At 57.0% G+C, this 23,665-nt stretch carries 33 protein-coding genes; 25 read left to right on the top strand and 8 right to left on the bottom strand.

Translation table 11 applies throughout. From position 1 onward, the window contains the following. Positions 1 to 3: 3 nt before the first annotated feature. The 22 genes from rplP to bfr all read left to right on the top strand — a co-directional run bounded on the left by rplP (position 4) and on the right by bfr (position 11,890). Positions 4 to 417, top strand: a complete 414-nt coding sequence (rplP, locus tag C2E19_RS26555) for a 50S ribosomal protein L16 (protein ID WP_007896757.1) — start codon at positions 4 to 6, stop codon at positions 415 to 417. Next, positions 417 to 608, top strand: coding sequence for a 50S ribosomal protein L29 (rpmC, locus tag C2E19_RS26550; protein WP_002555481.1), 192 nt, complete (start codon positions 417 to 419; stop codon positions 606 to 608). The genes rplP and rpmC overlap by 1 nt, the downstream gene beginning before the upstream one ends. 2 nt (positions 609 to 610) lie before the next feature. Then, positions 611 to 877, top strand: coding sequence for a 30S ribosomal protein S17 (rpsQ, locus tag C2E19_RS26545; protein WP_003176419.1), 267 nt, complete (start codon positions 611 to 613; stop codon positions 875 to 877). A gap of 23 nt (positions 878 to 900) precedes the next feature. Continuing rightward, positions 901 to 1,269 carry a 50S ribosomal protein L14 gene (gene rplN / locus C2E19_RS26540; protein WP_002555479.1) on the top strand — a complete coding sequence of 123 codons (369 nt, stop codon included), beginning with the start codon at positions 901 to 903 and terminating at the stop codon, positions 1,267 to 1,269. 11 nt (positions 1,270 to 1,280) lie between these two features. Beyond that, positions 1,281 to 1,595: a 50S ribosomal protein L24 gene (rplX, locus tag C2E19_RS26535; protein ID WP_003176416.1), complete on the top strand. Its 315-nt coding sequence runs from the start codon at positions 1,281 to 1,283 to the stop codon at positions 1,593 to 1,595. 20 nt (positions 1,596 to 1,615) lie between these two features. After that, positions 1,616 to 2,155 (top strand): 50S ribosomal protein L5, encoded by a 540-nt coding sequence (rplE, locus tag C2E19_RS26530; protein WP_003176415.1) that lies wholly within the window; start codon positions 1,616 to 1,618, stop codon positions 2,153 to 2,155. A gap of 13 nt (positions 2,156 to 2,168) precedes the next feature. After that, on the top strand, positions 2,169 to 2,474 hold the full coding sequence (rpsN, locus tag C2E19_RS26525) for a 30S ribosomal protein S14 (protein WP_007918460.1): 306 nt from the start codon (positions 2,169 to 2,171) through the stop codon (positions 2,472 to 2,474). A gap of 209 nt (positions 2,475 to 2,683) precedes the next feature. After that, positions 2,684 to 3,076 carry a 30S ribosomal protein S8 gene (gene rpsH / locus C2E19_RS26520; protein WP_007918458.1) on the top strand — a complete coding sequence of 131 codons (393 nt, stop codon included), beginning with the start codon at positions 2,684 to 2,686 and terminating at the stop codon, positions 3,074 to 3,076. Between the two features lie 12 nt (positions 3,077 to 3,088). Continuing rightward, positions 3,089 to 3,622: a 50S ribosomal protein L6 gene (gene rplF, locus C2E19_RS26515; RefSeq protein WP_003176412.1), complete on the top strand. Its 534-nt coding sequence runs from the start codon at positions 3,089 to 3,091 to the stop codon at positions 3,620 to 3,622. Between the two features lie 10 nt (positions 3,623 to 3,632). Next, positions 3,633 to 3,983 (top strand): 50S ribosomal protein L18, encoded by a 351-nt coding sequence (gene rplR, locus C2E19_RS26510; RefSeq protein WP_003186037.1) that lies wholly within the window; start codon positions 3,633 to 3,635, stop codon positions 3,981 to 3,983. Between the two features lie 3 nt (positions 3,984 to 3,986). Beyond that, positions 3,987 to 4,487 carry a 30S ribosomal protein S5 gene (gene rpsE, locus C2E19_RS26505; RefSeq protein ID WP_064392263.1) on the top strand — a complete coding sequence of 167 codons (501 nt, stop codon included), beginning with the start codon at positions 3,987 to 3,989 and terminating at the stop codon, positions 4,485 to 4,487. 2 nt (positions 4,488 to 4,489) lie between these two features. Beyond that, the gene (gene rpmD / locus C2E19_RS26500) at positions 4,490 to 4,666 is read left to right on the top strand and encodes a 50S ribosomal protein L30 (protein ID WP_003176408.1); all 177 of its coding nucleotides are present in this window, start codon (positions 4,490 to 4,492) and stop codon (positions 4,664 to 4,666) included. A gap of 3 nt (positions 4,667 to 4,669) precedes the next feature. Further along, entirely contained in the window at positions 4,670 to 5,107 is a 438-nt protein-coding gene (gene rplO, locus C2E19_RS26495) for a 50S ribosomal protein L15 (RefSeq protein ID WP_003228720.1), read from the top strand. Beyond that, a complete protein-coding gene (gene secY, locus C2E19_RS26490; protein WP_003228718.1) occupies positions 5,108 to 6,436 on the top strand; it encodes a preprotein translocase subunit SecY in 1,329 nt (442 codons plus the stop codon). A gap of 27 nt (positions 6,437 to 6,463) precedes the next feature. After that, on the top strand, positions 6,464 to 6,580 hold the full coding sequence (gene rpmJ / locus C2E19_RS26485; RefSeq protein WP_002555468.1) for a 50S ribosomal protein L36: 117 nt from the start codon (positions 6,464 to 6,466) through the stop codon (positions 6,578 to 6,580). Positions 6,581 to 6,709: 129 nt separating this feature from the next. Continuing rightward, positions 6,710 to 7,066 carry a 30S ribosomal protein S13 gene (rpsM, locus tag C2E19_RS26480; protein ID WP_009045849.1) on the top strand — a complete coding sequence of 119 codons (357 nt, stop codon included), beginning with the start codon at positions 6,710 to 6,712 and terminating at the stop codon, positions 7,064 to 7,066. A 30-nt stretch (positions 7,067 to 7,096) separates the two neighbouring features. Next, positions 7,097 to 7,486, top strand: coding sequence for a 30S ribosomal protein S11 (rpsK, locus tag C2E19_RS26475; protein ID WP_002555466.1), 390 nt, complete (start codon positions 7,097 to 7,099; stop codon positions 7,484 to 7,486). 18 nt (positions 7,487 to 7,504) lie between these two features. Continuing rightward, positions 7,505 to 8,125: a 30S ribosomal protein S4 gene (gene rpsD, locus C2E19_RS26470; RefSeq protein ID WP_003176404.1), complete on the top strand. Its 621-nt coding sequence runs from the start codon at positions 7,505 to 7,507 to the stop codon at positions 8,123 to 8,125. A gap of 22 nt (positions 8,126 to 8,147) precedes the next feature. After that, positions 8,148 to 9,149, top strand: coding sequence for a DNA-directed RNA polymerase subunit alpha (rpoA, locus tag C2E19_RS26465; protein WP_003186012.1), 1,002 nt, complete (start codon positions 8,148 to 8,150; stop codon positions 9,147 to 9,149). 42 nt (positions 9,150 to 9,191) lie between these two features. After that, positions 9,192 to 9,578, top strand: a complete 387-nt coding sequence (gene rplQ, locus C2E19_RS26460) for a 50S ribosomal protein L17 (RefSeq protein ID WP_007918448.1) — start codon at positions 9,192 to 9,194, stop codon at positions 9,576 to 9,578. Positions 9,579 to 9,818: 240 nt separating this feature from the next. Continuing rightward, a complete protein-coding gene (locus C2E19_RS26455; protein ID WP_129395731.1) occupies positions 9,819 to 11,273 on the top strand; it encodes a catalase in 1,455 nt (484 codons plus the stop codon). Between the two features lie 149 nt (positions 11,274 to 11,422). Continuing rightward, positions 11,423 to 11,890 (top strand): bacterioferritin, encoded by a 468-nt coding sequence (gene bfr, locus C2E19_RS26450; RefSeq protein WP_007918444.1) that lies wholly within the window; start codon positions 11,423 to 11,425, stop codon positions 11,888 to 11,890. Positions 11,891 to 11,955: 65 nt separating this feature from the next. Here the strand turns inward: bfr and uvrA are convergent, their stop codons facing one another. Next, positions 11,956 to 14,790 (bottom strand): excinuclease ABC subunit UvrA, encoded by a 2,835-nt coding sequence (gene uvrA, locus C2E19_RS26445; protein ID WP_129395730.1) that lies wholly within the window; start codon positions 14,788 to 14,790, stop codon positions 11,956 to 11,958. A gap of 191 nt (positions 14,791 to 14,981) precedes the next feature. On the opposite strand from uvrA, the gene C2E19_RS26440 reads away from it, so the two are divergent. Together C2E19_RS26440 and C2E19_RS26435 are read left to right on the top strand one after the other, a co-directional pair. Beyond that, complete coding sequence (locus C2E19_RS26440; RefSeq protein ID WP_129395729.1) at positions 14,982 to 16,379, top strand: MFS transporter; 1,398 nt, start codon at positions 14,982 to 14,984, stop codon at positions 16,377 to 16,379. 9 nt (positions 16,380 to 16,388) lie between these two features. Then, complete coding sequence (locus C2E19_RS26435) at positions 16,389 to 16,913, top strand: single-stranded DNA-binding protein (RefSeq protein WP_008081898.1); 525 nt, start codon at positions 16,389 to 16,391, stop codon at positions 16,911 to 16,913. 172 nt (positions 16,914 to 17,085) lie between these two features. Here the strand turns inward: C2E19_RS26435 and C2E19_RS26430 are convergent, their stop codons facing one another. From C2E19_RS26430 to C2E19_RS26400, 7 genes are all read right to left on the bottom strand, one after another. Next, positions 17,086 to 18,243, bottom strand: a complete 1,158-nt coding sequence (locus tag C2E19_RS26430) for a glutathionylspermidine synthase family protein (protein WP_129395728.1) — start codon at positions 18,241 to 18,243, stop codon at positions 17,086 to 17,088. A 2-nt stretch (positions 18,244 to 18,245) separates the two neighbouring features. After that, positions 18,246 to 18,941, bottom strand: a complete 696-nt coding sequence (locus C2E19_RS26425; RefSeq protein WP_129395727.1) for a DUF1190 domain-containing protein — start codon at positions 18,939 to 18,941, stop codon at positions 18,246 to 18,248. Between the two features lie 17 nt (positions 18,942 to 18,958). Beyond that, positions 18,959 to 19,384 (bottom strand): DUF350 domain-containing protein, encoded by a 426-nt coding sequence (locus C2E19_RS26420; protein ID WP_129395726.1) that lies wholly within the window; start codon positions 19,382 to 19,384, stop codon positions 18,959 to 18,961. A gap of 14 nt (positions 19,385 to 19,398) precedes the next feature. Further along, the gene (locus tag C2E19_RS26415) at positions 19,399 to 20,049 is read right to left on the bottom strand and encodes a DUF2491 family protein (RefSeq protein ID WP_129395725.1); all 651 of its coding nucleotides are present in this window, start codon (positions 20,047 to 20,049) and stop codon (positions 19,399 to 19,401) included. Positions 20,050 to 20,248: 199 nt separating this feature from the next. Then, positions 20,249 to 20,947 carry a PspA/IM30 family protein gene (locus C2E19_RS26410; protein ID WP_129395724.1) on the bottom strand — a complete coding sequence of 233 codons (699 nt, stop codon included), beginning with the start codon at positions 20,945 to 20,947 and terminating at the stop codon, positions 20,249 to 20,251. 17 nt (positions 20,948 to 20,964) lie between these two features. Further along, positions 20,965 to 21,546, bottom strand: a complete 582-nt coding sequence (locus tag C2E19_RS26405; protein WP_227698851.1) for a YjfI family protein — start codon at positions 21,544 to 21,546, stop codon at positions 20,965 to 20,967. 232 nt (positions 21,547 to 21,778) lie between these two features. After that, complete coding sequence (locus tag C2E19_RS26400; RefSeq protein ID WP_129395722.1) at positions 21,779 to 22,333, bottom strand: cysteine hydrolase family protein; 555 nt, start codon at positions 22,331 to 22,333, stop codon at positions 21,779 to 21,781. A gap of 100 nt (positions 22,334 to 22,433) precedes the next feature. Between C2E19_RS26400 and C2E19_RS26395 the strand changes: the two genes are divergently transcribed. After that, positions 22,434 to 23,435 (top strand): GlxA family transcriptional regulator, encoded by a 1,002-nt coding sequence (locus C2E19_RS26395; RefSeq protein WP_129395721.1) that lies wholly within the window; start codon positions 22,434 to 22,436, stop codon positions 23,433 to 23,435. Positions 23,436 to 23,665 lie beyond the last annotated feature (230 nt).

Genomic DNA, 23,665 nt, shown 5'->3' with positions numbered 1-23,665 from the left:
CAAATGTTGCAACCTAAGCGTACGAAGTTCCGCAAGCAGATGACAGGCCACAACCGTGGTCTGGCTCAGCGCGGTAGCAAAGTCAGCTTCGGCGAGTTCGCGCTGAAGTCTGTAGCTCGTGGTCGTCTCACCGCTCGTCAGATCGAGTCAGCGCGTCGTGCACTGACCCGTCACGTTAAACGTGGCGGCAAGATCTGGATCCGTGTATTCCCGGACAAACCTATTTCCAAAAAGCCCCTCGAAGTTCGTATGGGTAAAGGTAAGGGTAGTGTGGAGTACTGGGTTGCCCAGATTCAGCCAGGCAAAGTCCTGTATGAAATCGAGGGTGTTTCTGAAGAGCTGGCGCGTGAGGCTTTTGCCCTGGCTGCTGCAAAGCTGCCGCTCGCCACCGCCTTTGTTAAACGGACGGTGATGTGATGAAAGCGAATGAACTTCGTGAAAAATCCGCACAGCAGCTGAACGAGCAACTGCTCGGCTTGCTGCGCGACCAGTTCAATCTGCGTATGCAGAAAGCAACTGGCCAGTTGGGGCAGTCTCATCTGCTCTCGCAAGTTAAGCGTGACATCGCTCGCGTGAAGACTGTGCTCAACCAGCAGGCAGGTAAGTAATCATGGCTGAAGCCGAAAAAACTGTCCGTACGCTGACTGGCCGTGTTGTCAGCGACAAGATGGACAAAACCATCACCGTACTGATCGAGCGTCGCGTTAAGCACCCGATCTACGGTAAATACGTTAAGCGTTCGACTAAGCTGCACGCGCACGACGAAACCAATCAGTGCCACATCGGCGACAAAGTCACTATTCGTGAAACTCGTCCTTTGGCCAAGACCAAGTCTTGGGCGCTGGTTGATGTTCTCGAACGCGCTGTGGAAGTCTAAGGACTAGGGGTCGGAGAAATTATATGATTCAGACTCAATCCATGCTCGATGTGGCCGATAACAGCGGCGCTCGCCGTGTTATGTGCATCAAGGTGCTGGGTGGCTCCCATCGTCGTTACGCTGGTATCGGTGACATCATCAAAGTTACCGTGAAGGAAGCAATTCCTCGCGGTAAAGTGAAAAAAGGCCAAGTGATGACTGCTGTTGTAGTCCGCACTCGTCACGGCGTACGTCGTGCTGATGGCTCCATTATCCGCTTTGATGGCAACGCTGCTGTTCTTCTGAACAACAAGCAAGAGCCGATCGGCACCCGTATCTTTGGGCCAGTGACCCGTGAACTTCGTACTGAGAAGTTCATGAAGATCGTCTCGCTCGCCCCAGAAGTGCTGTAAGGAGATCCGACATGCAAAAGATTCGTCGTGACGACGAGATCATCGTGATCGCCGGCAAAGACAAAGGTAAGCGCGGTAAGGTGCTTAAGGTTCTTGCTAATAACCGTTTGGTTATTGGCGGTCTGAACCTGGTCAAGCGTCATACCAAGCCTAACCCGATGTCGGGCGTACAAGGCGGTATCGTCGAAAAAGAAGCTCCACTGGACGCTTCTAACGTCGCCATTTTCAACGGCGAAACCAACAAGGCTGACCGCGTTGGTTTCAAAGTAGAAGACGGCAAGAAAATTCGTGTCTTCAAGTCGACCCAAAAAGCGGTTGATGCTTGAACACTGCTAGGTAGAAGACCATGGCACGACTAAAAGAGATTTACTGGAAGGAAATCGCACCGAAGCTTAAGGAAGAACTTAAGCTTTCGAACGTGATGGAAGTTCCACGCGTTACAAAGATCACCCTGAACATGGGTCTGGGCGAAGCTGTTGGTGACAAGAAAGTCATCGAGCATGCTGTTGCTGACCTGGAAAAGATCACCGGCCAAAAAGTCGTCGTGACCTACGCTCGTAAATCCATCGCTGGCTTTAAAGTCCGTGAAGGATGGCCGATCGGCGTCAAAGTGACTCTGCGCCGTGAGCGTATGTATGAGTTCCTGGATCGTCTGCTGTCGATCTCCCTGCCTCGGGTTCGCGACTTCCGCGGCCTGAATGCCAAGTCCTTCGATGGTCGTGGTAACTACAGCATGGGCGTGAAAGAGCAGATCATTTTCCCGGAAATCGACTACGACAAGATCGATGCTCTCCGCGGTCTGGACATTACCCTGACCACCACTGCCAAGAACGATGATGAAGGCCGCGCTCTGCTGCGTGCTTTCAAATTCCCGTTCCGCAACTGATTGGAGTAGGAAAATGGCCAAGAAGAGCATGAAAAACCGTGAGCTGAAGCGTCAGCTCACTGTTGCCAAGTACGCCACCAAGCGTGCAGCGCTGAAAGCTATCATCGTTGATCTGAACGCAAGTCCAGAAGCACGTTGGGAAGCTACCGTAGCTCTGCAGAAGCAACCACGTGACGCAAGCGCTGCGCGCATGCGTAACCGTTGCCGCCTGACTGGTCGTCCGCACGGCGTTTACCGCAAGTTCGGCCTTGGCCGTAACAAGCTGCGTGAAGCTGCAATGCGTGGTGACGTACCAGGTCTGGTTAAAGCCAGCTGGTAATTGCTGTCAAAGTCTCGATGTTCGGGTTCGCAAGAACCTGACCATCGGTGGCCTTGAATCTGAATCAAGCCCCTTTTGGGGCTTGATTCATTTCTGGGGTGTGTCTAGAATGACCGGCTCGCCTGAGCCCGTGTTTTTCATGCCCGGAAGTTCTCGGCGACAAGTAGTAGCCGCAAGGCTAATTTTTCTGTATTAGGAGCGTCTAGCCCATGAGTATGCAGGACCCGTTAGCGGACATGCTAACTCGAATCCGTAATGCCCAGATGGCTGAAAAGTCTGTCGTAAGCATGCCGTCTTCCACGTTGAAGGTGGCTGTAGCAAAAGTCCTGAAGGACGAAGGTTACATCGCGGATTTTCAGATCACCACCGACGCTAAGCCGTCGTTGTCCATCGAGCTGAAGTACTTCGAAGGCCGTCCGGTTATCGAAGAAGTGAAGCGCGTTAGTCGTCCAGGCCTGCGTCAGTACAAGTCCGTTGAAGATCTGCCGAAAGTTCGTGGCGGTCTTGGCGTGTCTATCGTCTCCACCAACAAAGGTGTGATGACGGATCGTGCTGCGCGCGCTGCCGGTGTCGGCGGCGAAGTTCTTTGCACTGTGTTCTAAGGGGGGATAAGCATGTCTCGCGTCGCTAAGAACCCCGTTAAGCTGCCAGCCGGTGTCGAAGTAAAATTCGCAGGCCAACAGCTTTCGGTGAAGGGTGCCAAGGGCACTCTCGAACTGAACATCCATTCGTCCGTTGAGATCGTTGAAGAAGCTGGTGAGCTGCGTTTCGCTGCTCGCAATGGCGATCAACAAACTCGCGCAATGGCCGGTACCACGCGTGCGTTGGTAAACAACATGGTCCAAGGCGTAAGCCAAGGCTTCGAGCGTAAGCTCCAGCTGGTCGGTGTTGGTTACAAAGCGCAAGCAAAAGGCACGGTTCTGAACCTTGCCCTTGGCTTCTCGCACCCAGTGGATTACGAACTGCCGGAAGGCATCACCGCTGAGACTCCTAGCCAGACCGATATCCTGATCAAGGGCATCGATAAGCAGCTGGTAGGTCAAGTGGCCGCTGAGATCCGCGACTTCCGTCCACCAGAGCCGTACAAAGGCAAAGGTGTGCGCTACGCGGACGAAGTCGTCCGTCGTAAAGAAGCCAAGAAGAAGTAGGGCATAGCAAATGACCGACAAAAAAGTTACTCGACTGCGTCGCGCTCGCAAAGCACGCCTGAAAATGCACGAACTAGAAGTCGTGCGTCTCTGCGTGTTCCGCTCGTCGCAGCACATCTACGCCCAGGTCATCTCGGCCGACGGCAACAAAGTCCTGGCAAGTGCCTCGACTTTGGATAAAGAACTGCGTGATGGCGCCACTGGCAACATCGACGCGGCCACAAAGGTTGGCCAGCTGGTCGCTACGCGTGCTAAGGCCGCTGGCGTCTCGCAAGTGGCTTTCGACCGCTCTGGCTTCAAGTACCACGGCCGCGTTAAAGCGCTGGCTGATGCTGCTCGTGAAGCTGGGCTGGAGTTCTAAGTTATGTCAAATAACGACCAAAAGCGCGACGAAGGCTACATTGAGAAGCTGGTTCAAGTTAACCGCGTAGCCAAAACCGTTAAAGGCGGCCGTATCTTCACTTTCACCGCGTTGACCGTGGTTGGTGATGGTAAAGGGCGTGTTGGCTTCGGCCGTGGCAAGTCACGTGAAGTGCCTGCTGCGATCCAGAAGGCAATGGAAGCTGCTCGCCGCAACATGATTCAAGTTGACCTGAACGGCACAACTCTGCAGTACGCAATGAAGTCCGGTCACGGCGCTTCGAAGGTGTACATGCAGCCTGCTTCTGAAGGTACCGGTATCATCGCTGGCGGCGCTATGCGTGCTGTCCTCGAAGTTGCTGGCGTTCAGAACGTTCTGGCCAAGTGCTACGGCTCGACTAACCCGGTAAACGTGGTTCACGCCACTTTCAAAGGTCTGAAAGCCATGCAATCTCCTGAGTCCATCGCTGCGAAGCGTGGTCTGACTGTCAAGGAGATCTTCTGATCATGGCTACCGTTAAAGTAACGCTGATCAAAAGCATGACCGGCCGCATCCCTAACCACAAATTGTGCGTTAAGGGTCTGGGTCTGCGTCGCATCGGTCACACTGTAGAAGTCCAGGATACTCCCGAGAATCGCGGGATGATCAACAAGGCTTACTACATGCTGCGTGTCGAGGGTTAATCGATGAAACTCAATGATCTGAGTCCAGCGCCGGGTTCCCGTCGCGAAAAGCATCGTCCGGGCCGTGGTATCGGTAGCGGTTTGGGTAAGACTGGTGGCCGTGGCCACAAAGGTCAGACCTCCCGCTCCGGTGGCACCATTGCTCCAGGCTTTGAAGGCGGTCAACAGCCGCTGCATCGTCGCCTGCCGAAGTTCGGTTTCGTTTCCCTGAAAGCCATGGATCGCGCAGAAGTGCGTTTGTCCGAGCTGGCTAAAGTGGAAGGCGACATCGTCACCGTGCAGTCCCTGAAAGATGCCAACGTGATCAACGTCAACGTACAGCGTGTGAAAATCATGCTGTCCGGTGAAGTGACTCGCGCTGTCACTATCGGCAAGGGAATCGGCGCCACCAAAGGTGCGCGTGCGGCTATCGAAGCAGCTGGCGGCAAGTTCGAGGAATAAATGGCTAAGCAAGGTGCTCTCTCTGCGCTCGGCAAAGGCGGTATGTCTGAACTCTGGGCTCGTCTGCGTTTTCTGTTCCTGGCGATTATCGTCTACCGAATAGGCGCACACATCCCGGTTCCAGGTATCAACCCGGACCGACTCGCAGACCTGTTTCGACAGAATGAGGGGACCATTCTTAGCTTGTTCAACATGTTCTCCGGCGGCGCGCTGGAACGGATGAGCATCTTTGCACTGGGGATCATGCCGTACATTTCGGCATCGATCATCATGCAACTGATGACCGCCGTCAGCCCGCAGCTGGAGCAGTTGAAGAAGGAAGGTGAAGCTGGCCGTCGCAAGATCAGCCAGTACACCCGCTACGGCACCGTCGTCCTCGCTCTCGTTCAGGCTATTGGCATGTCCATTGGTCTGGCGGGGCAGGGCGTTGCGTTCACTGGTGACTTTGGCTTCCATTTCGTCGCGGTATCCACTTTTGTGGCTGGTGCGATGTTCATGATGTGGCTGGGTGAGCAGATTACTGAGCGTGGTGTAGGTAACGGTATCTCGATGTTGATTTTTTCGGGTATCGTCGCCGGTCTTCCGAGAGCAATCGGGCAGTCTTTCGAGTCTGCACGTCAGGGTGATATCAACATCTTCGCCCTGGTTGCCATCGGTTTGCTGGCAGTAGCGATTATCGGTTTTGTGGTGTTCATTGAGCGTGGTCAGCGTCGTATCGCTGTTCACTACGCCAAGCGTCAGCAGGGCCGTAAGGTTTTTGCTGCGCAGACAAGCCACTTGCCGCTGAAAGTGAACATGGCTGGTGTTATTCCAGCTATTTTCGCGAGCAGCATTTTGCTGTTCCCGGCTTCGCTGGGTGCCTGGTTTGGTCAGTCTGAAGGTATGGGCTGGTTGCAGGACATCTCGCAGTCGATCGCTCCTGGTCAGCCGTTGAATATTCTGCTGTTTAGTGCAGGGATTATTTTCTTCTGCTTCTTCTATACGGCGTTGATGTTCAATCCGAAAGACGTAGCGGAAAACCTGAAGAAGTCCGGTGCCTTTATTCCGGGCATCCGTCCAGGTGAGCAGTCTGCGCGCTACATTGATGGCGTTCTGACTCGCTTGACCATGTTCGGTGCTCTTTACATGACGGCCGTGTGCCTGTTGCCCCAGTTCCTGGTGGTTGCAGCAAACGTTCCGTTCTACCTTGGCGGGACCTCGTTGCTGATCGTGGTCGTGGTTGTGATGGACTTCATGTCCCAAGTACAATCGCACCTCGTTTCGCACCAGTACGAATCCCTGATGAAGAAAGCCAACCTGAAGGGTTACGGCAGCGGCATGTTGCGCTGAGTACCCATAAGGTTCGAGGAGTTGGTGATGAAAGTTCGTGCATCGGTGAAAAAGCTGTGCCGTAACTGCAAGATTATTCGCCGCGAAGGTGTTGTTCGAGTAATTTGCAGCGCGGAACCGCGTCACAAACAGCGCCAAGGCTGAGTGTGATCCGCTTGAAGCCCGGCAGCTAGTGCGCTGCCGGGTTGATTATTTGTTATTACAGCGATATTATCTCGCGCCCTATTTCTTGGCTTCCGGGGCGTAGGTAGCTGTCAATTGGAGTCCCACTGAATGGCCCGTATTGCAGGCGTTAACATTCCAGATAACAAGCACACTGTTATCTCGCTGACCTACATCTATGGTGTTGGTCGCACTACTGCGCAGAAAATTTGCGCAGAGACTGGGGTAAACCCAGCCGCAAAGATCAAAGATCTGAGCGACGAGCAGATTGAGCAATTGCGTGGCGAAGTGGCGAAGTTCACCACTGAAGGTGACCTGCGTCGCGAAATCAACATGAAAATCAAGCGTTTGATGGACCTCGGTTGCTACCGTGGTCTGCGTCATCGTCGTGGTCTTCCAGTACGCGGTCAGCGTACCAAGACTAACGCGCGTACCCGTAAAGGTCCGCGTAAGCCGATCCGCAAGTAATCGCCCACGCGAATCGACAGGAAATTAATCATGGCAAAACCTGCTGCTCGTCCTCGTAAAAAAGTTAAAAAGACAGTGGTTGATGGCATCGCCCACATCCATGCTTCTTTTAACAACACAATCGTGACCATCACCGACCGTCAAGGTAACGCGCTTTCTTGGGCTACCTCTGGTGGTTCGGGTTTCCGCGGTTCCCGCAAGTCCACCCCGTTTGCTGCTCAAGTAGCTGCTGAACGTGCTGGTCAAGCTGCGCTGGAATATGGCCTGAAAAACCTCGACGTCAACGTCAAAGGTCCAGGTCCAGGTCGTGAATCCGCAGTCCGCGCTTTGAACGGCTGTGGCTACAAGATCGCCAGCATCACCGACGTGACGCCAATCCCGCACAACGGGTGCCGTCCGCCGAAGAAGCGCCGCGTGTAATCCAGGAGATTGTAAAGAATGGCTCGTTACATTGGTCCAAAATGCAAACTCGCTCGTCGCGAAGGCACCGATCTCTTCCTGAAGAGCGGCGTGCGCGCGATCGAATCGAAGTGCAACATTGAAGCAGCACCTGGTATCCACGGCCAACGCCGCGGTCGCCAGTCCGACTACGGCACCCAACTGCGTGAAAAGCAGAAGGTCCGTCGTATCTACGGCGTTCTCGAGCGTCAGTTCAGCGGCTACTACAAAGAAGCTGCTGGCAAGAAAGGTGCAACCGGTGAAAACCTGCTGCAACTGCTCGAATGCCGTCTGGACAACGTTGTATATCGTATGGGCTTTGGTTCGACTCGTGCCGAATCCCGTCAACTGGTATCGCACAAGTCGATCAGCGTTAACGGCCAGACCGTAAACGTTCCGTCGTATCAGGTTCGTGCTGGTGACGTGGTTGCAGTTCGCGAGAAAGCAAAAAACCAACTTCGCATTGTCCAAGCTCTCGATCTGTGTGCCCAACGTGGCCGCGTAGAATGGGTAGAAGTAGACACTGAGAAGAAGTCGGGCGTTTTCAAGAACGTTCCTGCTCGCAGTGATCTGTCCGCCGACATCAACGAAAGCCTGATTGTCGAGCTCTACTCCAAGTAAGGGCTAGAAAATAGGTGCATCCATGCAGATTTCGGTAAATGAGTTCCTGACACCCCGCCATATTGATGTGCAGGTTGTCAGTCCAACCCGCGCCAAGATCACTCTCGAGCCTCTCGAGCGTGGTTTTGGCCACACCCTGGGCAACGCGCTGCGACGCATCCTGTTGTCCTCAATGCCCGGCTGCGCAGTAGTCGAGGCCGAGATTGACGGTGTGCTCCACGAGTACAGCGCCATCGAAGGTGTACAGGAAGACGTAATTGAAATCCTGTTGAACCTTAAAGGTCTGGCCATCAAGCTGCACGGTCGTGACGAAGTTACGCTGACCTTGTCGAAGAAGGGTTCGGGGGTGGTTACCGCTGCCGATATTCAGCTGGATCATGATGTCGAGATCGTTAATCCCGATCACGTAATCGCTAACCTGGCGTCTAACGGCGCCCTGAACATGAAGCTCACCGTAGCTCGTGGTCGTGGTTATGAACCAGCAGACTCGCGTCAGAGCGATGAAGACGAAAGCCGCAGCATCGGTCGCTTGCAGCTTGACTCTTCGTTCAGCCCGGTTCGCCGTATCGCATACGTGGTGGAAAACGCCCGTGTCGAGCAGCGTACCAACCTGGACAAGCTGGTTATTGATCTGGAAACCAACGGTACTCTGGATCCTGAAGAGGCTATTCGCCGCGCTGCAACCATTCTGCAACAGCAGTTGGCTGCGTTCGTCGACCTCAAAGGTGACAGTGAGCCAGTGGTTGTCGAGCAGGAAGACGAGATCGATCCGATCCTGCTTCGCCCGGTTGACGATCTGGAACTGACTGTACGTTCGGCTAACTGCCTTAAGGCGGAAAACATCTACTACATCGGTGACCTGATTCAGCGCACCGAAGTGGAGCTGTTGAAGACTCCGAACCTGGGCAAGAAATCCTTGACTGAAATCAAGGACGTTCTGGCCTCCCGCGGTCTGTCCCTCGGCATGCGCCTCGACAACTGGCCGCCTGCAAGTCTTAAGAAGGACGACAAGGCGACTGCCTGATCGTCGTAATCACCGAACGTAGTGTTTGGTAAGGAATGAACCATGCGTCATCGTAAAAGTGGTCGTCACCTGAGCCGCACCAGCTCGCACCGCAAGGCCATGTTTCAAAACATGGCGGTGTCGCTGTTCGAGCACGAGCTGATCAAAACTACTCTGCCAAAAGCCAAAGAACTGCGTCGCGTTGCTGAGCCGCTGATCACTCTGGCCAAGACAGACAGCCTGGCTAACCGCCGTCTGGCATTCGACCGTACTCGTTCGAAAGCCATCGTTGGTAAGCTCTTCAACGACCTGGGCAAGCGTTACGCTACCCGTGAGGGTGGCTACCTGCGCATCCTCAAGTGCGGTTTCCGCACTGGCGACAACGCGCCTATGGCGTACGTCGAGTTGGTTGATCGTGCTACTGCTGGCGAAGCTGTATCCGCCGAGTAAGACGTCAGTCTGAAACAAAGAACCGGGCCTAGTGCCCGGTTTTTTGTGTCTGCAAGAAAATGCGCTGTTTGTACAAGCTTCTGACCCTGTTCTGTTGTCACTATGTGCTGGGAAACATAATTAGTAATTTTCTATCGATACGCACAAGTTAATGAATTTGTGGCTGTCACATTGATGATCAATACTTCCCACCAAGCCGATTAGCCGGCAGTTCCAGGACTGATAGAGGAAGAAGACCGTATGAGCCAGATCAAAACGCTTACGACCGCCAGTGGCGCACCTGTCGCTGATAATCAGAATTCTCGCTCCGCCGGCCCGCGTGGCCCGTTGCTTCTCGACGATTTCCATCTGCTCGAGAAGCTCGCACACTTCAACCGTGAAAATATTCCAGAGCGTCGCGTACACGCCAAAGGCTCGGGGGCTTACGGCACGTTTACCGTCACTCGTGATATCACCAATTACACCAGCGCCAAGCTGTTCGAATCAGTTGGCAAGCAAACCCCGACGTTCCTGCGCTTTTCCACCGTGGGTGGCGAGCGTGGTTCGGCCGATACCGAGCGCGACCCTCGCGGTTTTGCCCTCAAGTTCTACACCGAGGAAGGTAACTGGGACATTGTTGGCAACAACACGCCGGTCTTCTTCATTCGTGATCCGCTGAAATTCCCTGATTTCATCCACACGCAAAAGCGGCTACCGCAAAGCAACCTGAAAAGCGCGCAGATGATGTGGGACTTCTGGTCACATTCACCTGAAGCGCTGCATCAGGTGACCATCCTCTTCTCCGATCGTGGCATTCCTGACGGCTACCGTCACATGCACGGCTTCGGCAGCCACACTTACAGCCTGATCAGCGCTCAAGGCGAGCGTCACTGGGTGAAGTGGCACTACAAGACCAAACAGGGCATCAAGAACCTCGCACCAGCGGATGCTGCTCGTATTGCTGGCACCGATCCGGATTACGCCCAACGTGACCTGTTTGAAGCGATCGAGCGCGGTGATTTCCCGAAATGGCGCGTGTGCATCCAGATCATGACCGAGGCTCAAGCGGCGGCACACTACGAGAACCCTTTCGACGTAACCAAAACCTGGTCGCAGCAAGAATTCCCGTTGATCGAAGTCGGCGAACTGGAACTGAACCGCAACCCGCAGAACTACTTCGCTGAAGTCGAGCAGGCAGCGTTTGGCCCGAGCAACATGGTGCCAGGTGTAGGTCTGTCGCCAGACCGCATGCTGCAAGGTCGCGTATTCGCTTACGCTGACGCCCATCGCTACCGCGTCGGCACCAATCACCAGCAATTGCTGGTGAACGCGCCACGTAGCCCGGTAAACACTTACCAGCGTGATGGTTCAATGGCATTCGGCAGTAATGGCGGCGCAGCACCGAACTACGAGCCGAACAGCTACATTGAGACGCCGAAACAAGCTCCGAACTACGCTGAGCCTGCGCTGGCTCTAAGCGGTGCGGCCGATCGCTACGATCACCGCGAAGACACCGATTACTACAGCCACGCCGGTGCGCTGTTTCGGTTGATGAGCGACGAACAGAAAGCTTTGCTGGTGAGCAACATCGCCGGTGCAATGGCAGGTGTTTCCAGTGATGTAGTCGACCGCCAATTGCAGCATTTCTACAAAGCCGATGTGGCGTATGGAGAAGCAATCGCAAAGCTGCTCAACGTACAGCTTAACGAAGTCTAAACGAGAAGCAGAACCGCCCTCATTTGGGCGGTTTTTGCGTTATTTAGGCTGCTTTTCTAGGAATATCTTCGCTTTTATTGCGCGTAGCGGGTGACCTTCCAGTCAGGTTGGTTCAAACTACAGACTTTCAAGTAGGGAGATGTAGGGCGATGCAAGGCCACCCAGACGTTATCGATTACCTCAACACGTTGCTGACCGGCGAACTGGCCGCGCGTGACCAATATTTCGTTCATTCGCGGATGTATGAGGACTGGGGGTTCACCAAGCTCTACGAGCGAATCAACCACGAGATGGAAGAAGAAGCAGGTCACGCTGATGCGTTGATGCGCCGGATTCTGATGCTTGAAGGCACGCCACGCATGCGTCCGGATGACCTCGACGTCGGCACCACGGTGCCGGAGATGCTCGAAGCAGATCTGCGCCTCGAGTACAAAGTTCGCGCCGCGCTGTGCAAAGGCATTGAGTTGTGCGAGCAGCACAAAGACTACGTCAGCCGCGAGATCCTGCGGGTTCAGCTCAATGATACCGAAGAAGATCACACCTACTGGCTGGAAAAGCAGTTGGGACTGATCAAGCTGATCGGTCTCGAGAACTACCTGCAATCCCACACGTCCTGATTGCAGCAGATACAAAAAAGCCCCTGTCACTGTTGAAGTGAAAGGGGCTTTTTCATGCTCGGCGTTTAAGCCCGATCACGGATCAGCAGTGGCTTGAGGTAGTGGCCGGTGTGAGATTGCTTCATCTCGGCCACTTCTTCCGGCGTACCGGTGGCAATGATCTGACCACCCTTGGAACCACCCTCCGGCCCGAGGTCGACCAGCCAGTCGGCCGTCTTGATCACGTCGAGGTTGTGCTCGATCACCACCACCGTATTGCCGTGGTCGCGCAGCCGATGCAGTACGTCGAGCAACTGCTGGATATCCGCGAAGTGCAAACCGGTGGTCGGCTCATCGAGGATGTACAGGGTCTTGCCTGTGTCACGCTTGGACAGCTCGCGAGACAGCTTGACCCGCTGTGCCTCACCACCCGACAACGTGGTCGCCGACTGACCGAGCTTGATGTACGACAGGCCAACATCCATCAAGGTCTGCAGTTTGCGCGCCAGTGCCGGCACCGCGTCGAAGAACACCCGGGCTTCCTCGATGGTCATCTCGAGGGTTTCGTGGATGTTCTTGCCCTTGTATTTGATCTCGAGGGTTTCGCGGTTGTAGCGCTTGCTCTTGCACACGTCGCACGGCACGTAGATGTCTGGCAGGAAGTGCATTTCCACCTTGATCAGGCCATCGCCCTGGCACGCTTCGCAGCGACCGCCCTTGACGTTGAACGAGAAACGCCCCGGGCCATAACCACGGGAGCGCGACTCGGGCACGCCAGCGAACAGCTCGCGGATCGGTGTAAACAAACCGGTATAAGTTGCCGGGTTGGAGCGCGGTGTACGACCGATCGGGCTCTGGTCGATGTCGACGACTTTGTCCAGATGCTCAAGGCCTTTGATGCTGTCGTGCGCTGCCGCTTCCAGAGTGGTTGCGCCGTTGAGTGCTGTGGCGCTCAGCGGAAACAGCGTGTTGTTGATCAGCGTCGATTTGCCTGAGCCGGACACGCCGGTCACGCAAGTCAGCAGGCCAATCGGGATGTCCAGATCGACGTTGCGCAGGTTATTGCCGCGCGCGCCTTTCAGCGACAGATTGAGCTTCTTGTTGCGTGGCGTGCGTTTGGCCGGCACTTCAATCTTCACCCGGCCCGACAGGTATTTGCCGGTCAGGGAATCCGGGTGCGCCATGACTTCTGCCGGTGTGCCTTCGGCAACGATTTGCCCACCATGCACGCCTGCGCCCGGGCCGATATCCACAACGTAATCGGCCAGGCGAATTGCATCTTCGTCGTGCTCGACGACAATCACGGTGTTGCCGATATCGCGCAGATGCTTGAGCGTGCCGAGAAGCCGGTCGTTGTCGCGTTGGTGCAAACCAATCGACGGTTCATCGAGAATGTACAGAACGCCGACCAGACCCGCGCCGATCTGACTGGCCAGACGAATCCGCTGCGCCTCGCCACCGGACAGCGTGTCAGCACTACGATCCAGCGACAGGTAGTCGAGACCGACGTTGACCAGAAACTGCAGACGCTCGCGGATTTCCTTGAGGATCTTGTCGGCGATTTCGCCGCGTCGACCGGTCATCTTCAGCTGGCCGAAATACTCGCAAGCGTCACCGATCGGCAGATTGGTCACTGCTGGCAGTGTCTTCTCGCCAACCCACACATGTCGCGCTTCACGACGCAAACGGGTACCACGGCAATCCGGGCAGGACTGGGTGCTGAGGAACTTGGCCAGTTCTTCGCGCACGCTCGCCGACTCGGTCTCTCGGTAGCGACGCTCCAGGTTTGGCACGATGCCTTCGAACGGGTGCGAACGTTTGACGATGTCGCCACGGTCGTTCAGGTATTTAAAGTCGACGTTCTGCGAGCCGCTGCCGTGCAGGATGGACTTCTGCTGATCGGCCGGCAGATCGTTGAACGGCACTTCCAGGCTAAAACCATAATGCGAAGCCAGTGACCCCAGCATCTGGAAGTAATAGACGTTGCGCCGGTCCCAGCCGCGAATCGCGCCTTCGGCCAGCGTCAGCTCGCCGTTGACCAGTCGCTTGATGTCGAAGAACTGCTTCACCCCCAGGCCATCGCACGTCGGGCAGGCGCCGGCCGGGTTGTTGAAGGAAAATAGCTTGGGTTCGAGTTCGCTGATCGCGTGGCCACAGATCGGGCAGGCGAAGCGCGCGGAGAAGATCATCTCCTCGCCCGGCTCATCGTCCATCGGTGCGACCAGGGCGATGCCGTCCGCCAGTTTCAGCGCGGTCTCGAAAGACTCGGCCAGACGCTGCTGCAGGTCGGCGCGCACCTTGAAGCGGTCGACGATCACATCGATCGAATGCTTCTTTTGCTTATCCAGTTTCGGCAGTTCGTCGAGTTCGCAGATCCGGCCGTTGACCCGTGCGCGGACGAAACCTTGTGCGCGCAGCTCTTCGAAGACCGACAGGTGTTCACCTTTACGCTCGCGGATCACTGGTGCCAGCAACATCAGCTTGCTGCCTTCCGGTTGCGCCAGCACCAGGTCAACCATCTGACTGACCGTTTGCGCTTCCAGCGGAATATCGTGATCCGGGCAGCGCGGCGTACCAACGCGTGCATAGAGCAGGCGCAGGTAGTCGTAGATTTCGGTGATGGTGCCGACCGTGGAGCGCGGGTTGTGCGAGGTCGACTTCTGTTCGATGGAGATCGCCGGCGACAGGCCTTCGATGGTGTCGACGTCGGGTTTTTCCATCATCGACAGGAACTGGCGGGCGTAGGCCGACAGCGATTCGACATAGCGGCGCTGACCTTCGGCGTACAGTGTGTCGAAGGCCAGGGACGACTTGCCGGATCCGGACAGGCCGGTGATGACGATCAGCTTGTCCCGTGGCAGGGTCAGGTCGATGTTCTTCAAGTTGTGGGTACGGGCCCCACGTATCAGGATCTTGTCCAAAGTGGCCTCGCTCGGCGGGCGTCGAAAACGTAGGAGTATACGGCCAAATACTGGATGGATGCACACTATCAAACGAAGGGTTTTTTACCCTGGATGAAGAGAGTTTCATCTATACGCGTCAAAGCGTCGCGATCTACCCCGTCTTTCGATGGGACTGGTAGAATCGCCGCCGGTTCACACGAGGTTTTTCCATGCACGATCCCCACAGCGAACGCATGAGTGGCAGCGAGACCCGCGCGGCGAGCGGTCTGGCCCTGGTGTTCGCCTTCCGTATGCTTGGCATGTTCATGGTGTTGCCGGTACTGGCGACCTACGGCATGGATCTGGCGGGTGCGACCCCGGCCCTGATCGGTTTGGCCATCGGCGCCTACGGCCTGACCCAGGCAATTTTCCAGATTCCGTTCGGGATCATTTCTGACCGCATCGGCCGTCGCCCGGTGATTTACCTCGGGCTGATCGTCTTCGCCCTCGGTAGCGTCCTCGCGTCGCAAGCCGATTCGATCTGGGGCGTGATTGCCGGACGAATCCTGCAAGGTGCCGGCGCCATTTCTGCTGCGGTCATGGCCTTGCTTTCCGACCTTACCCGCGAACAACACCGCACCAAAGCCATGGCGATGATCGGCATGACAATTGGTCTGTCGTTCGCCGTGGCCATGGTCGTCGGGCCATTGCTGACCCGCGCGTTCGGTCTGTCGGGGTTGTTCCTCGCCACCGGTGGTATGGCATTGGTGGGGATCGTGATCGTGATGTTCATGGTGCCGAAATCCACCGGGCCGCTGACGCATCGCGAGTCCGGTGTGGCGCGTCAGGCGTTGATGCCGACGCTCAAGCATCCAGACCTGCTGCGACTCGATCTGGGCATCTTTGTGTTACATGCCATGTTGATGTCGAGCTTCGTCGCACTGCCTCTGGCGCTGGTGGAAAAAGCCGGTTTGCCCAAGGAGCAGCACTGGTGGGTCTACCTCACCGCGTTGCTGATTTCGTTCTTCGCCATGATCCCGTTCATCATCTATGGCGAGAAGAAACGCAAAATGAAACGAGTTTTGCTCGGCGCCGTCCTGACGCTGATGCTGACTGAGCTATTCTTCTGGCAGTTCGGCGACAGCCTGCGGGCTCTGGTGATCGGCACGGTGGTGTTTTTCACCGCGTTCAATCTGCTGGAGGCTTCATTGCCGTCGCTGATCAGCAAGGTTTCACCGGCGGGTGGCAAGGGCACGGCCATGGGCGTGTATTCCACCAGTCAGTTCCTCGGTTCGGCACTCGGCGGGATACTCGGCGGCTGGTTGTTTCAGCATGGCGGTCTGTCGGTTGTGTTCCTTGGATGCGCGGGTCTGGCTGCCATCTGGCTGGCCTTTGCTGTTACCATGCGTGAACCTCCCTACGTGACGAGCCTGCGCTTGCCGTTGTCGCCCGAGGCGATCCGCGAAGCGGGTCTGGTCGAGCGCCTCAAGGCCCTTGTAGGGGTAACCGATGCAGTGATAGTTGCTGACGAAGCGGCTGTTTACATCAAACTGGACAAAGAATTAGTGGATCGCGACACCCTCGAACGCCTGGTGAACAACCCGGCCGAGGCTGCTTGCGAAGCCTAGGAGAACGTTATGGCCCGTGGGGTTAACAAAGTCATATTGGTCGGCACTTGCGGCCAGGATCCCGAAGTTCGCTACCTGCCTAACGGTAACGCCGTGACCAACCTGAGTCTGGCAACCAGCGAACAGTGGACCGACAAGCAAACCGGTCAGAAGGTCGAGAAGACCGAGTGGCACCGTGTTTCGATGTTCGGCAAGGTTGCGGAAATCGCCGGCGAATACCTGCGTAAAGGTTCGCAGGTCTACATCGAAGGCAAGCTGCAGACCCGCGAGTGGGAAAAAGACGGTATCAAGCGTTACACCACCGAAATCGTGGTCGACATGCAAGGCACCATGCAACTGCTCGGCGGCCGTCCACAACAGGGCGACCAACAAGGTGGCGGCAACAACTACCAGCAGTCCGCTCCGGCTCCACGCCAGCAGGCTCCGCGTCCTCAGCAGTCGGCTCCGCAACAGCGTTCGGCCCCGGCTCCACAGCAGGCGGCACCGCAACCAGCTCCGGATTTCGACAGCTTTGATGACGATATCCCGTTCTGATCCGATGTTGTAACCGCTGCCAATAAAAAGGCCCGTCGCATCAAGCGACGGGCCTTTTTTGTGCCTGCATAAAACACGCGCCCTGTAGGAGCTGCGGCACGCTGCGATCTTTTGATCTTAAAAACAAAGTCAAAAGATCGCAGCGTGCCGCAGCTCCTACACGGAGGGCGTTTCAGTCAAGAATCAGGTGCGGCAGGAAGCGGCTGGAGTCCTTGGTGATCAAACTGTTGTCCTCCCGCACACCAATCCCCGCCGCCTGATCGCCAATCACCCACGAGCCGATCAGCGTGTAGCTGTCGCCAAATTTCGGCAGCGGCGCAAACTCCTGCAGGATAAATGGCGCATCGGTGTACGGCCCGTCCTCTTTGACGATCAGACCGTCAGCCGTCTGCAGTTCAATGTTGGCGCCTTCGCGGGAAAAGTACGGCTTGCGTACCCAGCCCTTGGGCACTGCACTGGCCGGATCTGGATCAAGATGCGCGGCCAGCAGGTTCGGATGGCCCTTGTGCATTTCCCACAGCAACGGCAACACGCCTTTGTTCGACAGGATCGCCTTCCATGCCGGTTCGAAAAACTGCGTGTCGCACTCGGCAATTGCCGCACCGAAGGGTTCGTGGAAGATGAATTCCCAGGCGTGCAGCTTGAACAGGTGCGGGATCCAGCGATCTTGCAGATCAACAAAGCGACCTTCAACCGTCAGGCCGATGTCCTCGATGTCGATGTGCCGCGATTCGATACCGACTTTCTCGGCGATCAATCGCAGGTAATCGGTGGTGCCTTTGTCCTCGACCGAGTCTCGCATCGAAGCAAAGTAGAACGGCCGCTTCAGTTGCAACTCGGCAAAAGCCTGATGCAGTTTGGTGTCGATGCTGTTGAACTGGTCGGCATGGCGCGGCAGCGTACCGCGCTCGATGCATTGCTCAAGCCAGCCCCACTGGAACGCCGCCGCTTCGTAGAGGCTGGTCGGCGTGTCGTAATTGAGCTCGAGCAGTTTCGCCGGGCCGTTACCGCTGTAGGAAAAGTCCATGCGCCCGTACAGATGCGGATGACCTTCCAGCCAAGAGGTGCGGATCATGTCGTAGTACGACGGCGGGATGCTCAAGCGGTCGAGCAACTCTTCGCTGCGCACGACACGGTCGACCAGGTCCATGCACATCTCGTGCAGTTCGGTGGTCGGATCCTCGAGATCGTTTTCGATCTGCGCCAGCGAGAACTGGTAGTAGGCGCTTTCGTCCCAGTACGGTTCGTCGTCGATGGTATGGAACATGAAGCCGAGGCTCTCGGCGGTCTGTTTCCAGTCGGGGCGCTCGGCGCAGTGGATCTTTTTCATGATCAGCTGCTCGAACGACCGGAACTGCTGCCCCAGCCACCCCAACCGCTACGGGCACTGGACTGGCTGCCGAAACCACCACGGGAAGTCGAGGAAGCGACGTTCACCGGCTTGCTCTTGCTGCTCTCGTAGTCGGGCTGGCTGCGCGTGACCGGTGCCGATTCGACTTTGCGGTACTGCGTCGAGGTGTTGTAGGTCTGGCGTGTGTCGCGATCGCGATAAACCGTGCGATTGGAATTGTTGCTCATCGCATTGCCGATCAGCCATCCGGTGAGCAGGCCGCTGGTCGAACTGCCGGAAGAGTGGCTCGTAGCCTGTGCGGCCTGTGCGGCGTTGGCGTCACCGGCGGGCATTTGCGCATCGGCAAGCGCATCAAGATTCTGCGGCGCTTCAGCGTTCTGGCGGATCTTGAAGCCGCCCAGTTTCGGCACGAATTTGCCGGACGAGTTTTTCTGGCACCAGTTGGCGGCAAAGTCGGCGTCGCACTCGGCCTTGTCATCGTACGCCGGGGCGATGCGCCGGTGTTCGGTCAGGGCGGCGACGTAGGCGTTCGAGCAGACATCGGCGGCGACTTCGGCATCGACACACTGCTCGACACTCTGGAAGCTGCGTGGCTGATCGATTGCTGCCGCTTCGCCGGAAATGGCCAGGGCCACCGAAGCGGCGAGGGACAACTGAACGTATTTACTGCGTTTCATCGAGGGCTTCCTGCCGGTCAGTTGGACGGTGTCATGCACGCGGCATTGAGCATGCCGACGCTGATCGCCACCGCAGCGACGTAAATGCCGGAAGCCACTTCACCGTTGACGATGCGTTGCGAAGTGCCTTTGAGGACCAGGCCTGTGGCGAGAAACGCCAGCAGTTGTACAACCGCCGCGATCACCGCCCAAAGCACGAAGTCGACGACGTTGACCGAAAAGGCGATCACGTTACTGGCCGGAATCGCAAAACCGATGATCGCACCAGACAAAGCAATTGCGGCGGCGCTGTTGCCGGCGCGGATCAGCTCGAATTCCTTGTGCGGGGTGATGCGCGTGTAGACGAATTGAAACAGCATGAACAGCAAGACGGCGCCGATCAGGTAGACGACGAAACCGACCAATGCGGTCTTGTTGAGGGAAACGGCCAGCACTTCCAGCATGAAAAACTTCCTTTTTAAATGGTGCCGATATCAGTCGTGTACAGCGAGATGCCCAGTGAGGTGCTCAGGCTGACGGTGCCTTCTTCGTCCTGTTCGACGGAGAACAGCAGCAATTCGCGGCGATCGGTCAGGCCGGTGTCGCGGGCGTAAAGCATCGAGTGATGTTCGATGGTGTAGCTCTCATCCGGATTGATCACTTGTTCGGTCATCGGTACGAGTTCTGTCTGGTCTTGTTCAGTGCCCCATTCACGGGTGTACTCGACACCTTCGTGGCTGTAGGTCGGCAGGCCGATCGGGCTGCTTGGGCCGGCGAGTCGCTGCAGCTCGGCGTCACTGTTGACGGTCACGTAGCTGAGGTAGTTGAACAGGGTGACCGACTCGATCTGGTCGTCACCGGTAACGTGGATCTGTACCCAGAAATCCTCGTCGTTCATGTAATAGCGGTGCAGTTTGTTGGACTGGCCAAGGTCGACCCAGCCGGCGCTCCAGATCGCCTGGTCGAAGGGCACGCGCACCGAGGTCGAACCGTCGAGCAGCAGCGCCAGAGTCGTATCGAACCTGACGGCTTTGCCCTGGGCCATCCCGAGTGGGCCACTGGCAACGGTTGGCGTTGGCGCAGCGGTCTGCCAATTACTGGTGCCCAGCAAATCTTTAAACCATCCCATGGATACGTTCCTTGAAGCGGGTGGAGGTGTTCGTCGGCAAAAAAACGTCGTTAGTGTACCGGGCCGAGCGATGAACGACACGCCGTAAACCATGTGGGAGCGGGCTTGCTCGCGAAGGCGGTGAGTCAGGCGGCTAAAGTACCGACTGACACATGGCCTTCGCGGGCAAGCCCGCTCCCACAGGTTTTGTGCAAAACGCTTACTGCGCGGACTTCTGCTTCAGGCGCTCAAGAATCGCGTTGGCGCTGCCTTCGTTCGGCGTGATGCCGGCGTCGCGCAGTTTGCGATCGAGGTCGTTGCCGGACGATGCATCCGCCAGCTCGTCCGCCGCACTCAGCTCGGCAGCGCGCTGCTGCTGCTTGGCTTGCAGACGGTTGAGGGTGCCCACTGCGGTTTCCAGTTTGCCGTTGGCGCCGCCGCTGGCAATCGATGCGCTGACTTGGGCTTTCTGCACGCTTTCACGCGCCTTGGCCATGTCCACTTGCTGGCGCAGGCTCTTGATGCGGGCTTCGGCCTTGTTGATGTCTTTGCGCATGTTCTCGGCGTAGGTGCCGAACTCGTCGCTTTGTTTTTTCTCGGCATCGAGGTCGTTGGTCAGGGTCGAGATCGCTTCGGCCACTTCCAGCGCCAGGTCTTCGCGACCGGCACTCAGGGCTGCGACAGCCTTGGCTTCGAGATCCTTGATCTTGGCGTCGTACTCGCTCACGCGGTCGGCGGCCAGTTTGTGCTTGGCCATGATAGTGACCAGTTCGCGACGGGCATTCGACAGCGCGGTGTCGGCGTCGCGGATTTCCTGATCGAGGATACGCAGGGCCTGCTGGTCGACGATGGCTTCGCCGACTTCATTGGCGCCGCCGCGCAGTGCGGTGAACAACTTGCTCCAGATGGACTGAGTCATTGGATATTCCCTGTTGATTACTTGAAGAAGTGTTCGAAGGCTTCACTCGCGCGCTGCACGTTGTCGACCAGGGTTTTCACCTCGGTCACCACGTTGGTCAGGCTCGAGTCGGCGCTGAGGGCGCCAAACATGTTGTAAACGGTCTGCCCGTTCGGCATCGACTCGATACCGATCGACGACAGCGGGAACATTTCCCGGCTGCGCAGCACGGCGTCGTTGAAGGCGCGCACGTCAGTGATCGAATCGATGTCCACCAGCACGGTGTCGACGATGATCTGCTGGCCGGCCACGGCGATGTGAATCGGCAGACCGCCGAATTCATTCATTTCCAGTTTGATGCTGGGTTCGGAGCTCTGGATCAGCGACAGCGTGATTTCTTGCGAAGCCACCTCGTCCAGGGCCTTGAGGGCGTTGAAGAGGCTATCGATATTCCAGTTGTTGCCTGCGCTCATGTAATTCTCCGACATGAAAGAGCCAGCCAGAATCGGTTGGCGTAGCTGTTGCTCCATTTGCTTGAGCAAGCTTCGGTTTTCGGGAAGCACCCAAGTTTCGTGTTTCACATAACCGGCGGCGGCCAGGCCCGCGCGCATCTGCTTCATATAGAAGCTCGATGGTTTCTTCGCGGACACTTTTGCGCGCTCTCCCTTGGGGCTTTCTGATTTCGATGTGGGAGAACGGCTTTTCATGGCATTGACTCGGTTATGAATATCTCACGCGTGAGCCACACTACAACCAAATCAAAGCGCCATCAATGGCTCACGCGTGAGATTTTTAAAGCAAGCGAAAAAAGGCCCGCAACCAGGCGGGCCGAGACATTTAACAAAGTGTGTCTTAATGGCTGGAGGCCAGAAACTCATCAGTCGAGACCACACTGGCATAGGCAAAACCCAGCGCCGACATGAAAGCGGCGTGTACCTGCGCGGCAGGCACGGTCATGCCGTTGAACTCCAGGTCGCGGCTGGCGCAGGCATCGTGAATCACTGTGACGGTGTAGCCGAGGTCAGCCGCCGCACGGGTGATGCCGTCGACGCACATGTGGCTCATGCTGCCAACCACCACCAGCTCCTTGATGCCTTGTTCATCGAGGATCGCTTGCAGTTCGGTTTCGCGAAACGAATTGACGAAGTGCTTGAGCACGACGGGCTCGTCGGCGCGGTTGAGCACTTTCGGGTGCAGCTTGGCGCCCTCCGATCCGGGAATGAAAAACGGCGCATCGTTCGATGTGAACTCGTGACGGATGTGCACCACTGAATCACCCGTCTCGCGGAACGCTGCAAGCAGTCGCGCGGCGTTGTCAGCAGCGGCGTCGGCACCGGCCAACGGCCACTTGCCTTGGGGGAAGTAGTCGTTCTGGATATCGACTACGATGAGCGCTTGCTTGGCCATGGTGTGTCCTCGATGGATTGGCTGGAAGTGGCTTCAGTATTGGCGACGGCCGACGATTCGGGGATTGGCCGCACCGACAATAGACAGGGGAAAACTGACAATGGGCGCAGAAAGGGCTGCTGTCGCTGAACTGGGCATCTTGATTTACCCCGGTGCGCAGATGGCGGCGGTGCATGGCCTGACCGATCTGTTTGCGGTGGCCAACCGGATTGCTGCCGAGCATCAGGCTGCGCAACTGCCGCTGCTGCGGGTCAGTCATTGGCAGGTCGAAGGTGACCAGCCGCCGCAGCGGGTTCACGACAGTTATCCGCAGGCTAACAGTGCTTTGCTGGCGGTGCTGATTCCGCCGTCCATCGGTGGTTTTAGCGCGGGGCAAATGTCCCCCGCCCTGGCGCAATGGCTGCGCGCTCAGCACGCTCGCGGCGCCACGCTGGGCGGCGTCTGCGTGGGTTCGCTGCTGCTGGCGGAAAGCGGTCTGCTCGATGGTCGCAGCGCTACCACCCACTGGACGTCGGCCAAGGCTTTCGCCGAGCGTTATCCGAAAATCAAACTCAAGGCAGATACACCGATTGTCGATGACGGCGACTTGATAACCACGGCCGGGTTAATGGCGTGGTCAGAGTTGGGGCTGCGTCTGGTTGATCGTTTGCTCGGGCCGAGTATCGCTTCAAGTACGGCACGCTTTCTGGTGGTCGAACACAGCGACAGTGCCAGTGAATGCGGCAGTAATTTTGCGCCGATCCTCAGTCACGGCGACGCCGCGATTCTCAAGGTTCAGCATTGGTTGCAGAGTACCGGCGCCACCGAGGTTTCGCTCACGACCATGGCCGAGCGTGCGGGGCTTGAGGAGCGCACCTTCCTGCGCCGCTTTCGTGCGGCGACCGGGTTGAAGCCAACGGAGTATTGCCAGCATCTGCGGGTGGGCAAAGCTCGCGAGATGCTTGAGTTCAGCAATGGCACCATCGATCACATTGCGTGGACGGTGGGTTATCAGGATCCCGGGGCGTTTCGCGCGATTTTCAGAAAAATCACCGGGCTGGCGCCGAGTGATTATCGGGCACGGTTTGGCGTAACCCCGAACCCGAAAGCAATGAATCCCTGATGTGGGAGCGGGCTTGCTCGCGAAGACGGTGTGGCAGGTTACATTGTGCTGGCTGACACTACGCCTTCGCGAGCAAGCCCGCTCCCACACGGGGCTCCGATCCGATTTTGGATCGTGCAATTTGCCGGGGTTTAGCGCATGGTCGTGCAGATTGAAACAGGCGCGATGCCAGCACGATTCCGGCAAGTTTCTGATTAACCGAGGATTTCCATAGAGCAGCGGTTGGCCTG

This window comes from Pseudomonas sp. DTU12.3 (genome assembly GCF_004124275.1).
Classification (GTDB): Bacteria; Pseudomonadota; Gammaproteobacteria; order Pseudomonadales; family Pseudomonadaceae; genus Aquipseudomonas; species Aquipseudomonas helmanticensis.
The sequence above is the reverse complement of the archived record's forward strand: the minus strand, read 5'-3'. Positions and strand labels throughout refer to the sequence as shown.

Bases quoted from the DNA above. Each gene is read 5' to 3' on its own strand.
- secY (WP_003228718.1), top strand. From the start codon at position 5,108: ATGGCTAAGCAAGGTGCTCTCTCTGCGCTCGGCAAAGGCGGTATGTCT.
- C2E19_RS26440 (WP_129395729.1), top strand. From the start codon at position 14,982: ATGCACGATCCCCACAGCGAACGCATGAGTGGCAGCGAGACCCGCGCG.
- rpsK (WP_002555466.1), top strand. From the start codon at position 7,097: ATGGCAAAACCTGCTGCTCGTCCTCGTAAAAAAGTTAAAAAGACAGTG.
- rpmD (WP_003176408.1), top strand. From the start codon at position 4,490: ATGGCTACCGTTAAAGTAACGCTGATCAAAAGCATGACCGGCCGCATC.
- C2E19_RS26420 (WP_129395726.1), bottom strand. From the start codon at position 19,384: ATGCTGGAAGTGCTGGCCGTTTCCCTCAACAAGACCGCATTGGTCGGT.
- rpsN (WP_007918460.1), top strand. From the start codon at position 2,169: ATGGCCAAGAAGAGCATGAAAAACCGTGAGCTGAAGCGTCAGCTCACT.
- C2E19_RS26430 (WP_129395728.1), bottom strand. From the start codon at position 18,243: ATGAAAAAGATCCACTGCGCCGAGCGCCCCGACTGGAAACAGACCGCC.
- rpsD (WP_003176404.1), top strand. From the start codon at position 7,505: ATGGCTCGTTACATTGGTCCAAAATGCAAACTCGCTCGTCGCGAAGGC.
- C2E19_RS26455 (WP_129395731.1), top strand. From the start codon at position 9,819: ATGAGCCAGATCAAAACGCTTACGACCGCCAGTGGCGCACCTGTCGCT.
- rplR (WP_003186037.1), top strand. From the start codon at position 3,633: ATGACCGACAAAAAAGTTACTCGACTGCGTCGCGCTCGCAAAGCACGC.
- C2E19_RS26415 (WP_129395725.1), bottom strand. From the start codon at position 20,049: ATGGGATGGTTTAAAGATTTGCTGGGCACCAGTAATTGGCAGACCGCT.
- rplP (WP_007896757.1), top strand. From the start codon at position 4: ATGTTGCAACCTAAGCGTACGAAGTTCCGCAAGCAGATGACAGGCCAC.
- C2E19_RS26400 (WP_129395722.1), bottom strand. From the start codon at position 22,333: ATGGCCAAGCAAGCGCTCATCGTAGTCGATATCCAGAACGACTACTTC.
- rpsQ (WP_003176419.1), top strand. From the start codon at position 611: ATGGCTGAAGCCGAAAAAACTGTCCGTACGCTGACTGGCCGTGTTGTC.
- rpmC (WP_002555481.1), top strand. From the start codon at position 417: ATGAAAGCGAATGAACTTCGTGAAAAATCCGCACAGCAGCTGAACGAG.
- C2E19_RS26435 (WP_008081898.1), top strand. From the start codon at position 16,389: ATGGCCCGTGGGGTTAACAAAGTCATATTGGTCGGCACTTGCGGCCAG.
- rplE (WP_003176415.1), top strand. From the start codon at position 1,616: ATGGCACGACTAAAAGAGATTTACTGGAAGGAAATCGCACCGAAGCTT.
- rpsM (WP_009045849.1), top strand. From the start codon at position 6,710: ATGGCCCGTATTGCAGGCGTTAACATTCCAGATAACAAGCACACTGTT.
- rpsH (WP_007918458.1), top strand. From the start codon at position 2,684: ATGAGTATGCAGGACCCGTTAGCGGACATGCTAACTCGAATCCGTAAT.
- C2E19_RS26405 (WP_227698851.1), bottom strand. From the start codon at position 21,546: ATGAAGCAGATGCGCGCGGGCCTGGCCGCCGCCGGTTATGTGAAACAC.
- rpoA (WP_003186012.1), top strand. From the start codon at position 8,148: ATGCAGATTTCGGTAAATGAGTTCCTGACACCCCGCCATATTGATGTG.
- rplQ (WP_007918448.1), top strand. From the start codon at position 9,192: ATGCGTCATCGTAAAAGTGGTCGTCACCTGAGCCGCACCAGCTCGCAC.
- rpsE (WP_064392263.1), top strand. From the start codon at position 3,987: ATGTCAAATAACGACCAAAAGCGCGACGAAGGCTACATTGAGAAGCTG.
- bfr (WP_007918444.1), top strand. From the start codon at position 11,423: ATGCAAGGCCACCCAGACGTTATCGATTACCTCAACACGTTGCTGACC.
- rplN (WP_002555479.1), top strand. From the start codon at position 901: ATGATTCAGACTCAATCCATGCTCGATGTGGCCGATAACAGCGGCGCT.
- rpmJ (WP_002555468.1), top strand. From the start codon at position 6,464: ATGAAAGTTCGTGCATCGGTGAAAAAGCTGTGCCGTAACTGCAAGATT.
- C2E19_RS26410 (WP_129395724.1), bottom strand. From the start codon at position 20,947: ATGACTCAGTCCATCTGGAGCAAGTTGTTCACCGCACTGCGCGGCGGC.
- rplX (WP_003176416.1), top strand. From the start codon at position 1,281: ATGCAAAAGATTCGTCGTGACGACGAGATCATCGTGATCGCCGGCAAA.
- C2E19_RS26395 (WP_129395721.1), top strand. From the start codon at position 22,434: ATGGGCGCAGAAAGGGCTGCTGTCGCTGAACTGGGCATCTTGATTTAC.
- rplF (WP_003176412.1), top strand. From the start codon at position 3,089: ATGTCTCGCGTCGCTAAGAACCCCGTTAAGCTGCCAGCCGGTGTCGAA.
- rplO (WP_003228720.1), top strand. From the start codon at position 4,670: ATGAAACTCAATGATCTGAGTCCAGCGCCGGGTTCCCGTCGCGAAAAG.
- C2E19_RS26425 (WP_129395727.1), bottom strand. From the start codon at position 18,941: ATGAAACGCAGTAAATACGTTCAGTTGTCCCTCGCCGCTTCGGTGGCC.